The 12,823-nt window shown below is 44.4% G+C and carries 13 protein-coding genes and 6 tRNA genes; 12 read left to right on the top strand and 7 right to left on the bottom strand.

Annotation, left to right across the window (positions count from 1 at the left end; genetic code table 11):
• The first annotated feature begins 405 nt into the window (after window positions 1-405).
• The 4 genes from alr (at window position 406) to AR543_RS08495 (ending at window position 4,838) form a co-directional block, all read left to right on the top strand.
• Complete coding sequence (alr, locus tag AR543_RS08480) at window positions 406-1,590, top strand: alanine racemase (RefSeq protein ID WP_060533506.1); 1,185 nt, start codon at window positions 406-408, stop codon at window positions 1,588-1,590.
• A gap of 226 nt (window positions 1,591-1,816) precedes the next feature.
• A complete protein-coding gene (locus AR543_RS08485; RefSeq protein ID WP_026136141.1) occupies window positions 1,817-2,098 on the top strand; it encodes a CopG family ribbon-helix-helix protein in 282 nt (93 codons plus the stop codon).
• A gap of 3 nt (window positions 2,099-2,101) precedes the next feature.
• Window positions 2,102-2,452: a type II toxin-antitoxin system PemK/MazF family toxin gene (locus tag AR543_RS08490; RefSeq protein ID WP_017812889.1), complete on the top strand. Its 351-nt coding sequence runs from the start codon at window positions 2,102-2,104 to the stop codon at window positions 2,450-2,452.
• A 160-nt stretch (window positions 2,453-2,612) separates the two neighbouring features.
• Window positions 2,613-4,838 carry a Tex family protein gene (locus AR543_RS08495; protein WP_060533509.1) on the top strand — a complete coding sequence of 742 codons (2,226 nt, stop codon included), beginning with the start codon at window positions 2,613-2,615 and terminating at the stop codon, window positions 4,836-4,838.
• Window positions 4,839-5,087: 249 nt separating this feature from the next.
• Here AR543_RS08495 and AR543_RS08500 read toward each other — a convergent pair whose 3' ends face one another.
• Entirely contained in the window at window positions 5,088-5,453 is a 366-nt protein-coding gene (locus AR543_RS08500) for a hypothetical protein (RefSeq protein ID WP_060533511.1), read from the bottom strand.
• 216 nt (window positions 5,454-5,669) lie between these two features.
• Here AR543_RS08500 and AR543_RS08505 point away from each other — a divergent pair, with 216 nt between their 5' ends.
• From AR543_RS08505 to AR543_RS08515, 3 genes are all read left to right on the top strand, one after another.
• Complete coding sequence (locus AR543_RS08505) at window positions 5,670-6,155, top strand: SprT family protein (protein ID WP_060533513.1); 486 nt, start codon at window positions 5,670-5,672, stop codon at window positions 6,153-6,155.
• A gap of 24 nt (window positions 6,156-6,179) precedes the next feature.
• Window positions 6,180-6,255, top strand: a tRNA-Asn gene (locus AR543_RS08510).
• Between the two features lie 6 nt (window positions 6,256-6,261).
• Window positions 6,262-6,353 (top strand) — tRNA-Ser (locus AR543_RS08515).
• Window positions 6,354-6,706: 353 nt separating this feature from the next.
• Here the strand turns inward: AR543_RS08515 and AR543_RS08520 are convergent.
• Both AR543_RS08520 and AR543_RS08525 read right to left on the bottom strand, forming a co-directional pair.
• Window positions 6,707-7,579: a Cof-type HAD-IIB family hydrolase gene (locus AR543_RS08520; RefSeq protein ID WP_060533516.1), complete on the bottom strand. Its 873-nt coding sequence runs from the start codon at window positions 7,577-7,579 to the stop codon at window positions 6,707-6,709.
• A complete protein-coding gene (locus AR543_RS08525) occupies window positions 7,576-8,361 on the bottom strand; it encodes a DeoR/GlpR family DNA-binding transcription regulator (RefSeq protein WP_060533518.1) in 786 nt (261 codons plus the stop codon). The genes AR543_RS08520 and AR543_RS08525 overlap by 4 nt, the downstream gene beginning before the upstream one ends.
• Before the next feature lie 239 nt (window positions 8,362-8,600).
• Between AR543_RS08525 and AR543_RS08530 the strand changes: the two genes are divergently transcribed.
• The 3 genes from AR543_RS08530 (at window position 8,601) to AR543_RS08540 (ending at window position 8,863) form a co-directional block, all read left to right on the top strand.
• Window positions 8,601-8,672, top strand: a tRNA-Glu gene (locus AR543_RS08530).
• A gap of 16 nt (window positions 8,673-8,688) precedes the next feature.
• Window positions 8,689-8,764: transfer RNA gene (locus tag AR543_RS08535), tRNA-Lys, on the top strand.
• Window positions 8,765-8,780: 16 nt separating this feature from the next.
• A tRNA-Leu gene (locus tag AR543_RS08540) sits at window positions 8,781-8,863 on the top strand.
• 286 nt (window positions 8,864-9,149) lie between these two features.
• Here the strand turns inward: AR543_RS08540 and AR543_RS08545 are convergent.
• On the bottom strand, window positions 9,150-9,353 hold the full coding sequence (locus AR543_RS08545) for a helix-turn-helix domain-containing protein (RefSeq protein ID WP_060533520.1): 204 nt from the start codon (window positions 9,351-9,353) through the stop codon (window positions 9,150-9,152).
• A gap of 206 nt (window positions 9,354-9,559) precedes the next feature.
• On the opposite strand from AR543_RS08545, the gene AR543_RS08550 reads away from it, so the two are divergent.
• A complete protein-coding gene (locus AR543_RS08550) occupies window positions 9,560-9,928 on the top strand; it encodes a helix-turn-helix domain-containing protein (RefSeq protein WP_060533521.1) in 369 nt (122 codons plus the stop codon).
• A 223-nt stretch (window positions 9,929-10,151) separates the two neighbouring features.
• On the opposite strand, the gene AR543_RS08555 is transcribed toward AR543_RS08550, so the two are convergent.
• Both AR543_RS08555 and AR543_RS08560 read right to left on the bottom strand, forming a co-directional pair.
• Window positions 10,152-10,799: an urease accessory protein UreF gene (locus tag AR543_RS08555; RefSeq protein ID WP_060533523.1), complete on the bottom strand. Its 648-nt coding sequence runs from the start codon at window positions 10,797-10,799 to the stop codon at window positions 10,152-10,154.
• Between the two features lie 303 nt (window positions 10,800-11,102).
• Entirely contained in the window at window positions 11,103-11,588 is a 486-nt protein-coding gene (locus AR543_RS08560; protein ID WP_060533525.1) for a tetratricopeptide repeat protein, read from the bottom strand.
• A 247-nt stretch (window positions 11,589-11,835) separates the two neighbouring features.
• Between AR543_RS08560 and AR543_RS08565 the strand changes: the two genes are divergently transcribed.
• Window positions 11,836-11,918: transfer RNA gene (locus AR543_RS08565), tRNA-Leu, on the top strand.
• Window positions 11,919-12,199: 281 nt separating this feature from the next.
• Here AR543_RS08565 and AR543_RS08570 read toward each other — a convergent pair.
• The gene (locus tag AR543_RS08570) at window positions 12,200-12,679 is read right to left on the bottom strand and encodes a glutathione peroxidase (RefSeq protein WP_060533527.1); all 480 of its coding nucleotides are present in this window, start codon (window positions 12,677-12,679) and stop codon (window positions 12,200-12,202) included.
• Window positions 12,680-12,823: the final 144 nt, after the last annotated feature.

Raw genomic sequence — 12,823 nt, forward strand, 5'->3', positions numbered from 1 at the left:
TTTTTTTCTGTATACCGATGAAGCATGTTCATAAAATTTCAATTCTGCAAAAATCGCGCTTCTATTTTTAAAGAAGCGGGTAAGTAATAAAACATGGATGAACCGATGAATGCAGCAACCAAGCGCACTCAGGTTCATTTTTGTATACACGTATCCAGCAGATCCTGCAGGGGACAAACTGCCGGGCAGGATGTATGATTGGCCTCGGGAAACGGAAATTTCGAATCATTTTCGATCACTTTATTTTCCGTTTGTTGAAGGCACCTTCTTTACTTGGATAAATGATGTAAAAGCAAGAAATCATCTGTCCTTTTTTCACTCAGGTACAATTGACAGTTATCCGGCTTCCGCATTAACATAGGTGTATTGCCCGTATGGGCAAAAACGGATAGAAGGTGACTGTAATTGCAACAGCAATATCGACCAACAAGAGCTGAAATTAACCTAGATGCGCTGCGTGCCAATTATGAGGCTTTCCGTCATAATTTGCCGGATGCTACAAAGCTGCTATTATGTGTAAAAGCGAATGCTTATGGACATGGAGCAGTCGAGGTATCCCGGGAACTGGAAAGACTTGGCGCGGATTATCTGAGTGTTGCGTTTTTGGATGAAGCAATTGAGCTGCGTCAGCATGGTGTGCGTCTGCCTATTCTTGTACTGGGTTATACCGGTCCCGAAGCGGTAGAAGTCGCTTATGAATACGACGTTACATTAAATGTATTTACGGAAGAAGTGCTTGAGGCTATTAGCCAATTGCCAATCGATGCTTCCGGACGCAAACTCAAAGCTCATATCAAAATTGATAGCGGAATGGGAAGACTCGGACTTTTTCCGGAAAATGCTCCTGACTTTATTGTCAAAGCTTTTCAGGTGCCGGTTCTGGAAATAGAAGGTATGTTCACCCATTTTGCCAAGGCGGATGAGCATGACAAAAGTTATACACTGATGCAGTACGAGAGATTCCAACAGGTGGACCGGGAATTGCGGAGACTGGGTTATACTATCCCTATTATACATACGGGGAACAGTGCCGCTGCTATTGATACTCCCGAGTTGTCGCCACAGATGATTCGGGTTGGTATTGCACTGTATGGGCTGTATCCTTCGACTGAAGTGAACAAGCAGGTGATAGACCTGACACCGGTTATGACCGTCAAAACAGCTGTATCCTATCTGAAAACACTGCCTGCCGGATCGGGAGTCAGCTATGGTACTCGTTACTTTACGGGTAATGAGGAGAAAATAGCTACGCTGCCGGTAGGTTATGCAGATGGATATTCGCGTATGTTAAGCGGAAAAGCGCAGGTGCTGATTCGCGGTCATCGTGTCCCCGTGATTGGAACAATCTGTATGGATCAGTGCATGGTATCACTCAAATCTTTTGCGGAGAGCGCAGAAGAAATCCAAATCGGCGAAGAGGTTGTCCTAATCGGTCGCCAGCAGGAACAAACCATTACTGCTGATGATCTTGCTTCGGCGCTGGGAACCATCAATTACGAAATCATTTGCATGCTTGCATCCAGAGTACCGCGTGTCTATTACCGAAATGGTAATATCCTGAGCCGCTGGAATCCTTTGCTTAATACGTAAAAAATTACTATTCAAGCAGAAGGAAACCGGAATTTTGAGGCGAATCTTACATATTGTGATGAAAAGTCTGTACGCGCGCCCATATTGTGGTTTATAATGATGGCAGCAAAGTTGCCTCACGCAATGTGCGTGTGGCGCAGACCAGAAACTTGGATTCGCGTATGTAAAAATGCCGTTAAATCAGCTAAGGGGTATGGCTGGAAAAGGTTTTGGGGGTGCTGGACAGTTGGACAACATGCAAAATGTGCAAGGGATTATGGTCCATTTACCGGATCAGCTTTTGCAGGAGATGGATGGGATCGCAGCGTTGGAGAATTCCGACCGCAACGAGTTAATCAGAAAAGCCATGAAAGGGTATCTTACCGAGCGCAAGAAGCGGCATGTCCGCGAAGCAATGCAACGTGGATACATGGAAATGGCCAAGATCAATCTGAGAATCGCTTGTGAAGCTTTTTATGCGGAGGAAGAGGCGGATATCACTCTGGACCGCTTAGTTAGCGGGGTGTAGACATTGATCGTAAAGCGCGGCGATGTATTTTTTGCAGATTTATCGCCCGTCGTCGGTTCCGAACAGGGTGGCGTAAGACCGGTTTTGGTAATCCAGAACGACATTGGTAATCGCTTCAGTCCGACGGTCATTGTGGCGGCAATTACGGCACAGATCCAGAAGGCCAAATTGCCGACGCACGTGGAAATTGACGCCAAATCCCACGGGTTTGACAGGGATTCCGTCATTTTATTAGAGCAGATTCGTACCATTGACAAGCAGCGTTTAACTGACAAAATCACACATCTGGATGAGGAGACCATGCGTCGTGTGCATGACTCGCTCCAGATTAGCCTGGGCCTGGTAGATTTCTAGGCCTGTGGTGAGCAAGCGGACCCGGTGAATGCACCGGGTTTTTTGCATGTTCAGGCCCATTCATTTCGTGATACCGGGTGGAAATCAGACTTATTGTCTGAGATAATATATGTACGATGACAGGGTTCTTCCTGCGGGAAGAGCGGAAAGAGGGATAAGATTGGCTGAACAAAAACCGATTACCGAAGAACAGGCGAAAGCCAGCGAGCAGCAGATCCGCGAACGGATCGTGAAACAAATTGCAGGAGAACTGCAAATCTCGCTCAAACAAATTCGTACAACTATTGATCTATTGGCAGAAGGAAATACAATTCCTTTTATTGCACGTTACCGCAAAGAAATGACCGGAGAACTGGATGAGAATCAGCTGCGTGATATTGAAGAACGTCACCAGTACCTGCGCAATCTGCAGGATCGCAAAGATGAAGTGCTGCGCATCATCAGCGAGCAGGACAAGCTGACGAGTGAACTGGCTGCATCTATCCAGAATGCATCCAAACTGCAGGAAGTAGAAGATTTGTATCGTCCGTATCGTCAAAAACGTAAAACGCGCGCAAGTGTAGCCAAGGAAAAAGGCCTTGAGCCGCTGGCAGAGTGGATCATGAGCCAGCCCAAGAAGCCAGAGGCACTGGTAGAGGCGGCTCGCTATATTGACGCGGAGAAAGGCGTAGAAGACGCTTCTCATGCACTACAGGGAGCTATGGATATCCTGGCAGAGAGTATCTCGGATGATGCTTCGATCCGCACATGGATCAGACGCTATACGCTGGATCACGGTATGCTCGTAACCGAAGCCAAAAAAGCGGATGAAGAATCTGTATACGAAATGTACTACAGCTATCGCGAACTGGCCAAAAAAATGCCACCGCATCGCATTCTGGCGATTAACCGGGGCGAACGGGAAAATATCCTCAAAGTGCAGCTTGAAGTAGCACCGGAGCCGGTCTACCGTTATATGGACAAACAGATTATCAAGGGACCTTCTGCAGTGCAGTCTATTCTGGGAACGGTTATTGAAGATGCCTACAAGCGTCTGATTGCTCCTTCTATTGAACGTGAAGTACGCACAGAACTGACAGAAAAGGGCGACAACCAGGCGATCTCTATCTTTGCCGGTAATCTGCGCAATCTGCTGCTGCAGGCACCGATCAAGGAAACTCGTGTGCTGGGTGTTGATCCGGCTTATCGTACAGGCTGCAAACTGGCCGCAGTAGACGAGACAGGCAAGCTGCTGGAAGTAGCGGTTACCTATCCGACGCCACCAGTCAACAAAAAGCGTGAAGCGGCCGAGACCATCCGCCGTATGATCGATGAGCATCAGATTGAACTGATTGTAATCGGTAATGGTACAGCTTCCCGGGAGACCGAGCAGTTTATTGCCGAACTGATTCAGGAGATGGAAGAACGCAAGCTGGCTTATCTGATTGTCAGCGAAGCCGGAGCAAGTGTATACTCCGCTTCCAAGCTGGCTCAGGAAGAATTCCCGGATCTGGACGTTGCACAGCGCAGCGCGGCTTCTATCGCCCGTCGTGTGCAGGACCCGCTGGCTGAACTTGTCAAAATCGATCCAAAAGCGATCGGTGTTGGTCAGTATCAGCATGATGTATCCCAGAAACATCTGGAAACCAGCCTTAAAGGCGTTGTAGAATCGGCCGTTAACCATGTTGGTGTAGATGTGAATACGGCATCTCCATCCCTGCTGTCCTATGTAGCCGGCGTTAACGCGACGATTGCCAAAAATATCGTCAAATATCGTGAAGAAAACGGCCGCTTTATGAGCCGCAAGCAGCTGCAAAAAGTACCTCGTCTGGGTGCCAAAACATTGCAGCAGTGCGTAGGCTTCCTGCGAATCAAAGGTGGAGAAAATCCTCTGGATTACACCGGTATTCATCCGGAATCGTATGATGCAACAAAGAAACTGCTCAAATCCCTGAATATCAAGCCTGAGCAGCTCGGCAGTCCTGAAGCAGTAGCTGCACTGGCTAATGTAGATATCGAAGCAGCAGCAGAATCGCTGGAGCTCGGTGTACCGACACTGCGCGATATTCTGGATAGTCTGCAGCGTCCGGGACGTGATCCGCGTGATGAACTGCCACTGCCGATTTTCCGTACCGATGTACTCAAGATCGAAGATCTGACACCTGGTATGGAGCTGCAGGGAACGGTTCGTAACGTTATCGACTTTGGTGCTTTTGTAGATATCGGCATCAAGAATGACGGGCTCGTGCATATTTCCCAGCTGAGTGAGCAGTTTGTCAAACATCCGATGGATGTCGTATCGGTTGGTGACAATGTAACGGTCTGGGTAATGAATGTGGATGTCAAAAAGGGCAGAGTAGGTTTGACCATGCGTCCATCATCTGCCAATCAGGCAAATGCCCAGTAAACATCAAGCAGACAGATGACTATAGATCTGTAAAGATAAAGATGCCTCGTAAATATGCAGTCATTATAAGCGTAGTTGTAAGAGTAGCCATACTCTTATCAATACTGCTATGCAGATTGCATACGGATTCAAGAGGCATCCCTGACAAAGAGGCAGTATGCAACAACGCGCATACTGCCTTTTTTAATAGCATTGTAGATTATATTCGTTCGTAACACCTATGAGCAGTCAAGCAGCAGACAAGCTTGTTTACAGCTGAGCTTCCTCATATTCTTCGTACCACTGCTCCAGTTGTGCCTGCAAAGCACGGATCTCGGTTAGCAGGGAAATTAGCGGATACTGGTCTTCCTGCAGGGCTGCAAAAGATTGTTCCAGGTCATTAATATACTTCAGACCATTCAGCAAGCTGGCTTCCGGATTGAGTAGTTCCAGATGATCGCATTCGGCTACTGCACGTGGCAGGGAAGGGACATGATCAGCTGTAAGTTTGCTAATTTCTTTATGCAGTCGTAAATTCAGTGCGCTGAGCTGATAAGCATACTCGGCAGGCATCTCCACATATTGCAGCTGATCCTGGTGCTGCAAAATCACATAGCGCATATCGGTGGTTGTCATTCCATATTCTCCCTTAAAATAAAGTGTCCGCAGCCTGGATACAGATCTTTTCGGCATACGGTATGTAAAATTGTAAAAATCAGAACAAGTACTTGAAGTGTATCGCATAACAAAGTTAAAATTCAAGAGAAGACTGCAGCATTATTCACCTGCTGCGATCCGGAAGCATATCAACCATCAGCAGGAACCACAATATAAAGGAGTATATCGGGATTCATGACGAACGACGAACTACAGGTCTGGGTGGAACAGTTGTCACTGCAGCATTTTGAACGTCCTTTTTTGCATCAGGCTGTGTTTAATGCCCGATTGCGAACAACCGGAGGACGCTACTTTTTGAAAAGTCATCATATCGAGATCAATCCGCACCAGCTCCAGGCTTTCGGCAGGGACGAAGTAGAGAAAATTATCAAACATGAGCTGTGTCATTACCATCTGCACATACAGGGACTCGGATACCAGCATCGTGATCCGGAATTCAAGTATTGGCTGCGTCGTGTAGGCGGAGGACGTTATTGCCAGATTCCACCTGAAATGATGGGTATTAAACGGAAGGAATTATACCGTTATCGGTTGGTGTGCCGGGAATGTGCCACTCAATATTTGCGCAAAAGACGCATGAACCCCGATCGTTACCGCTGTGGCAAATGCGGAGGAAAATTGAATTTGGAAGTGCTTGACTTACCTCGAGAATCATGGTAAATTAATTTTTGTATTCAATATTGTTCCCTGATAGCTCAGTTGGTAGAGCACTCGACTGTTAATCGAGTTGTCACAGGTTCGAGTCCTGTTCGGGGAGCCATTTCTTGGAGAGATACCCAAGTGGCTATAAGGGGACCCTCTGCTAAGGGGTTAGACTGCGTAAGCGGTGCGAGGGTTCGAATCCCTCTCTCTCCGCCATATGATTTCTAGTGTGGTATACATAATAGCTATTAAAAGAGTCAGCATATGCTGGCTCTTTTTTTTATACCTATTCAGCGGGAGAGGTTGTAGAGTGATCACCTATCCAACGGCAAAATGCAATCATCAATAACAGGATGCACTCAGCAGCAGCAGGATGCAATCGGTCGTAAAGTTTGAAACACCACGGTGGAATCTTGCGATTGTTCCTTTTGGCTGTATATACAGATTTTCAAATAAAAGTGCAACACAAAAGACTCTTTCTGCTGCGGAAAGAGTCTTTTTATCAATCCATATTCAAGTACCCATACTTAGCTCTATCAAAGGCATAGCTCTACCCCAAAAATGAGCATTTACAGAGGGACATTCATCCCCAGAGCACGATAAATAGCATGAGCTACGCCATCTTCCTCATTCGTACGGGTAACCTCATCGGCTATCGCTTGAACTTCGGGTTCAGCATTGCCCATAGCTACACCTTTGCCAGCCATCGTGATCATAGAGACATCGTTAAAGTTATCGCCAATAGCCATGGTCTCTTCCATAGGAATACCGTAATGCGCTGCCAGATACTTGAGTGCATTGCCTTTGGAAGCTTCTTTGTGTTCCAGCTCAAAATTATGACTGCCAGACACCACCATAGTCATATCATCACGTTCGGCAAAATGGAGTCGGCCTGCTTCCAGCTTGTCCGGATCAAGGGAAAGAGCCAGTATATTATAAAAATCGGCTGCTTCGGGAATATCGTGATAGGAGGATACACGTACCATTTGTACTTTGGCACCGTGCGACTGCATAGCTTCCAGCATTTTGATCAGCGTCGGATCGGGATTGGTACTGAGCAGACGATCCACTTCTACCGCGAGACGCTGATGTCCATTGCTGATAGTGTAGATTCCTTTGCTGGTATGTGCCTGATAGTAGTACTCGCCATTCTCCAGCCATTCCAGTACTTCCATTGCCTGCTGACGCTCCAGAGGAAGCGAGTAGAGGTGCCGGGACTGCTCATCATGGATAACAGAGCCATTGGAAGAGATGACTGGAGTGATCAGGCCAGTAGGCTGAAGAATCTCACGTACATTGTGATGAGCACGTCCGGTAGCAATGCTCACAATAATACCTTCCTGCTGGGCAGCGCGAATCGCCGCAGCATTAACCTCATTTACATAACTATGTCCGCTTAACAGTGTGCCGTCCAGATCAATTGCAATTAACTTGATACTCATATACTCAGCTCCTTCGGTTGGGGTTGACCGGCAATCCACAATTCAACTTCATGCTGCTGCAGCAATTCGGTCATCTCGGCATTGGGTGCCTGGTCTGTAATAATCAAATCAATTTCCGACAAGTCAGCAAATTTATAAAATAATTCCCGTCCAAATTTGGAATGATCGGCCAGAATGACCACCATTTCGGCCTGCTGCATCATTTTGTGCTTGATTCTTCCTTCTTCTACAGTCAGAGAGGTTAATCCCTTGGCAGAAATACTGCCGATCCCGATAAAAGCACGTTCTGCAAAGTAGTGGGAAAGGGTCTCGATTGCTGCCGATCCATATACATAGCGGTGCTGTGACTGCAGCTGCCCACCAAGCAGATGAATCGTCATATCTTCCTTATCCGACAAAATATCTGCCTGATTGATCGAATTGGTAATCACTGTGCAGCGAGTAGCTTCAACAAATTCGGCACAGGCTTGTACAGTGGTGGAGGAATCCAGGATAATTCGTTCGCCATCGCGAATCAGAGTGGCAGCGAGCTGACCAATCTTTTTCTTTTCGGAGGAAACAGTATTGAGACGGTCCTTGTAGCTGGGAATAGTCAGTTTGGCGGTAGACAGCAGAGCGCCACCGCGTGTTCGTATAATGGAATTTTGCTCTTCCAGCCGAACTAGGTCTCTTCGAGCCGTATCACGTGATACGTTAAAAAGACTGCAGATTTCTTCAATATTGATGCGCTGATGAGTTTCCAGGTATTTAAGAATATGAAGCATACGTTCTTCTTGATACATCTGTAAAGTCTCCTTACTTGGAAATAGATAAAAGAGGAGAAGAATAAAACAAACTATCGTGTGATCTAAGTATTCTGCTTTAATATAAGTTTATATAAGTGATTATAAGTATTAGTGATTTCATTTACAAGTAAAATACTTATAAAGAGAATGAAATATGCAATTTTAATTTATTTTAGAAAAATGCTTGCAATCTAACTTCAGAATTGGTATAATCATTTTTGTTGTTAAGAAATTACGGCCCGTTGGTCAAGGGGTTAAGACACCTCCCTTTCACGGAGGTAACAGGGGTTCGAATCCCCTACGGGTCATCCTCTTTTATAGTAAGAGCCATTAGCTCAGTTGGTAGAGCACCTGACTTTTAATCAGGGTGTCGAAGGTTCGAGTCCTTCATGGCTCACCATTTATATTTTGTCTGCGCGGTCGTGGTGGAATGGCAGACACGCTATCTTGAGGGGGTAGTGGGTGTATACCCGTGGAGGTTCGAGTCCTCTCGACCGCATATGTAATATAATAAAGAGTCCCTGTTATGATAAGATAACAGGGACTCTTTATTTGTAATAAATTATAGATGAAATGAAGTCTGGATGAATATGGTTATTGAATTCAGAAGCAAACCATACTATATTATAATTCATAATTGTATTTATTGTGCTAAAGCAAATCTGCTGTGAAATGATGCACTGAACGACGGAACATGAGTATGGGCAATACATAAAAGAACATCTGATGCTGCTAACCGTTATCCTGCTTTACACCGTATAGCTTATATGTATGTTGCGCGCCGATCAGTGAGGATATTCGGGAATGTCCAGTAGCTCGGCGACTTGTTTGCGATAGCGTGCAGCTTTGCGTGTACCATTAATTAAATTGGATAAACGTGACGGTGGTATCCCATAACACTCACAAAACGTCTGTTGATCCATCTGCAATTCCGCCAGCCGCTGCTTGATTGCCCAGCCAAAAGAGGTAACGGGCTGCTTGCGGTTCAACAATATCACCCCTTGCTTAAAAAAGTAATCTACCTTACCGTGCAACCGGTACGTAGAGGCTTCTGTCGCAAAGCCTATGATATAATGTTTCAGGAAAAGAAGTAAAAAAATGTCGCTAAAGTTAGTATATACTTAAATGCGTTTTTAATCAACAATTAATTACTTATATAAGTGTTGTTAGATGACAAGGTCGGGAGTGGAACTATATGCAGCCTCAATCTATTTATGAACGTATCGAATTACTGATCAAAAACAAGGGAATTACCAAAAAGTCATTCTGTGAACAACTCAAAATCAGTACAGGCAACTTTGGCGACTGGAAAAGAGGAAAATCGACACCGGGTACCCATAAGCTAATCGAGATCGCAGCCTATTTTGATGTCAGTCTGGATTGGCTTCTGATTGGCAAGGAACGTCAAGCAGAGATGATCAAGGAACAGAACAGCCCTTATTTTTTTGAACTTATGGGGCAATTGAATTGCCAAGAAGATGTATTGAATGAAAATGAAAAAGAATTTATTAAGGAATATATTGAGTTTACAGCATACCGCAAATCGAGACAGCAGGAAGAATAGGAAAAGCAAACGATTTGTACGAAGTGAATATTATATTTTGTGAATAGTATATGTGTGTATCCAAAAGAAAAGAGTCCGCAGCGATGCCGGACTCTTTTCGCTATATAGGTGGCTGTGAATAGATGCAAGAGAAGTAAGCGATTAGATTTGCAGATGATTTGCGTTTTGGTCGAAAGGGAACTGGAAGGTATAAGCGAAGAGTCCAAAAGGTAGGAGAGGTAGGCTAAAGTATACTGCTGGCAGAGTCTATAAGCGTGCCAGAACGCTGCTGACTGGATTGCTGGTGCCACTGCTGCTCCATTTGCACGGAAAGCCGATCTGTGAGCCTACCAGCTTCCTGGATACTTATCTGCAGTGGACCAGCAGCCCGGCTGATGCAGCAGGAGAGAAGTGTATACAAATAGCAGCTCACAGCCTGATCGCGATCTACGCCGAGATGGTAATTAATCCAGGCATGCAGTGTCGTCAGTGATAGGATAGCTTCGTATTCATCAATAGCTTTTTTCAGAGTCGTGAAGCTCATCCAGGGATACAAATTATGTGCCAACTTTAGTAAGCGCTTTCCAGTCTGGCGGGCTTCAGGTCTGGATTCGGCAGAGACGATCTGCTGGATAATCATTTTATCAATCAGTGCGAGCGTCCAGGCATCTTGTTCACTACTGGCCATATAGACACTGTAGATAGCAGGAGCTTCCCACTGAAATAAATGGGGCTGCAAATGATCCAACAGGTAATGCTCCAGCTGTTCAGACGTGTTGATTTTTCCTTCCTTTACATATTCTTCTACATGATGTGCGTGAGTAAAACTGGCAGTAGGCAGTTTGGCATCCAGCAATTGCACATAAGCGAGCAGCTTTTGACTACTATTCATTTTCCATCAGCCTCCATCTGTTTTTTCTATTTTAACGATTAAAAGTATTTGGAGTAGAGGAATGAGATCAAAGGAATGTAAATTGACATAAAATAGTTTTACCAATCTACTATTTATTTTATGTAAATTATTTTTACATATATTATAATAATGTGTCAGTATAATTCACTTTTACAGAAAAAAATAAAGAGATTACACAATATATCAAAAGATTATCGTTTATTTACTAACTTTATATGTAATAAAATATAACGTTAAATAATGTTGAAGGCAGTGGTATCCGATTTTAGTCTATACTATGTATCAATCATTCCATGTCTGATCCAGTTGGTCTGCATAAAAGCGAATAGCCTTATCATAACTTTTGATTCCTTGATCTGCTGAAGTATCGGCTAGTTGGACAAGTAGTTGCCTCATCGCTTCTGCATGTTCACCCAGATTGTAGAGTACCATGGCATAGAAAATTTTCAGTTCCCGATGATCAGGGAATTCACGTATTCCATTTTCGAAGCATTGTTTGGCTTGCTCGTACTGTCCCAGTGTGCGATAGGTGCTGCCGAGTCCCAATATGGCACCAGCCCGATCTTCACCGGTCAAGCCTGTATTTAGCGCTCTCTCGTAATAGGGAACTGCTTGTCGTTCCAGGCTCAATGAATCGTGAGACCATGCGAGTTGATACCATACTTGAGCGTTATCCGGCTCCGTTACACTTATTTCCTGTAAAAGCTGAATAGCTTCCTGTATATTCCCTTTTTGCCGCAAAGAGATAGCCTGATCCAAAGAATTCATAGCCGATATCGCTCCTTTTTAAATTATTTATTTCTTCTATAATCCTTATACAGCATACAGCATACAGCATACAGCATACAGCATACAGCATACAGCATACAGCATACAGCATACAGCATACAGCGGTTAACCAGATTGTATTCTGACGCAATCCAGTATACGATCAATCCTCAATCCAATTTAAGGGTTTACAATCACATAAAATAATGATAAACTGATACAGTTGTTATGATTTCTGCATTATTGTGCGGTCGTGGTGGAATGGCAGACACGCTATCTTGAGGGGGTAGTGGGTGTATACCCGTGGAGGTTCGAGTCCTCTCGACCGCATTACGCAAGATATGGATCAGGAAATCTCAACTATTGAACGACAAAGTTAGTATAACTTTACCTCAGTCGTTTATACAGGATACATAAGCATAAAAAAGAACGCTGTTGGCTTAAAGCTGACAGCGTTCTTTTTTGTTTGGTTTGTTGAGTGTTTGATGTGTTTATTTTGTAGGGTAGGCCTGTATTCTCTAATTTAGGTAAAAGTTTCAGCATACCCATTGCAGTGACAATAGTAGCCAAACGAATTTTAATAAATTGTATTTGAATGGATAGTGAAGTTACTATTGAAGCTGTTTGAGGATATCGGCTTCTATTTTGTCAGGTGTAGTTTTGGGTGCATAGCGTTTGATCGGATGCCCTTCGGCATCAATCAGGAATTTGGTAAAATTCCATTTGATCGCTTTGGAGCCGAGTATACCGGGAGCCTGCTCGCTTAAATATTGGAAAAGAGGATGGGCAGATGCGCCGTTAACATCGATTTTCTGGAACATGGGAAAGCTTACGCCGTAATTGAGCTGGCAAAATTCCGAGATTTCTTCATCACTGCCGGGGTCCTGATTGGCAAATTGATTACTTGGGAAACCAAGAATTTCAAAATTCTGATCTTTAAATTTATCATAGAGTTCCTGCAGGCCGGTGAATTGTGGGGTAAGTCCGCATTTGCTGGCTGTATTTACGATCAGGAGTGTTTTGCCTTTGTAGCGTTCCAAAGGAACTTCTTCGCCGCGTATGGAGACAGCATGATATGAATAAATACTCATTCGTATAACGCTCCTTTCAAGTTGGAATAACAATTTAATTTTAAAAAATTAATTGATTATAGTCAATTTTAGCTATAAAAACAATTTTACAAAATGAAGTTTCATTTTTGGGATAGTGCTTTACAAATATAGTGTTGGTTCAAA

It is taken from the genome of Paenibacillus bovis (assembly GCF_001421015.2).
GTDB classification, from domain to species: domain Bacteria; phylum Bacillota; class Bacilli; order Paenibacillales; family Paenibacillaceae; genus Saccharibacillus; species Saccharibacillus bovis.

What these genes read in the sequence shown, in the direction of transcription:
- AR543_RS08520 (WP_060533516.1), bottom strand. Translation starts at nt 7,579, where the DNA reads ATGAGTATCAAGTTAATTGCAATTGATCTGGACGGCACACTGTTAAGC.
- AR543_RS08505 (WP_060533513.1), top strand. Translation starts at nt 5,670, where the DNA reads ATGACGAACGACGAACTACAGGTCTGGGTGGAACAGTTGTCACTGCAG.
- AR543_RS08570 (WP_060533527.1), bottom strand. Translation starts at nt 12,679, where the DNA reads ATGAGTATTTATTCATATCATGCTGTCTCCATACGCGGCGAAGAAGTT.
- AR543_RS08525 (WP_060533518.1), bottom strand. Translation starts at nt 8,361, where the DNA reads ATGTATCAAGAAGAACGTATGCTTCATATTCTTAAATACCTGGAAACT.
- AR543_RS08500 (WP_060533511.1), bottom strand. Translation starts at nt 5,453, where the DNA reads ATGACAACCACCGATATGCGCTATGTGATTTTGCAGCACCAGGATCAG.
- AR543_RS08560 (WP_060533525.1), bottom strand. Translation starts at nt 11,588, where the DNA reads ATGAATTCTTTGGATCAGGCTATCTCTTTGCGGCAAAAAGGGAATATA.
- AR543_RS08555 (WP_060533523.1), bottom strand. Translation starts at nt 10,799, where the DNA reads ATGAATAGTAGTCAAAAGCTGCTCGCTTATGTGCAATTGCTGGATGCC.
- AR543_RS08550 (WP_060533521.1), top strand. Translation starts at nt 9,560, where the DNA reads ATGCAGCCTCAATCTATTTATGAACGTATCGAATTACTGATCAAAAAC.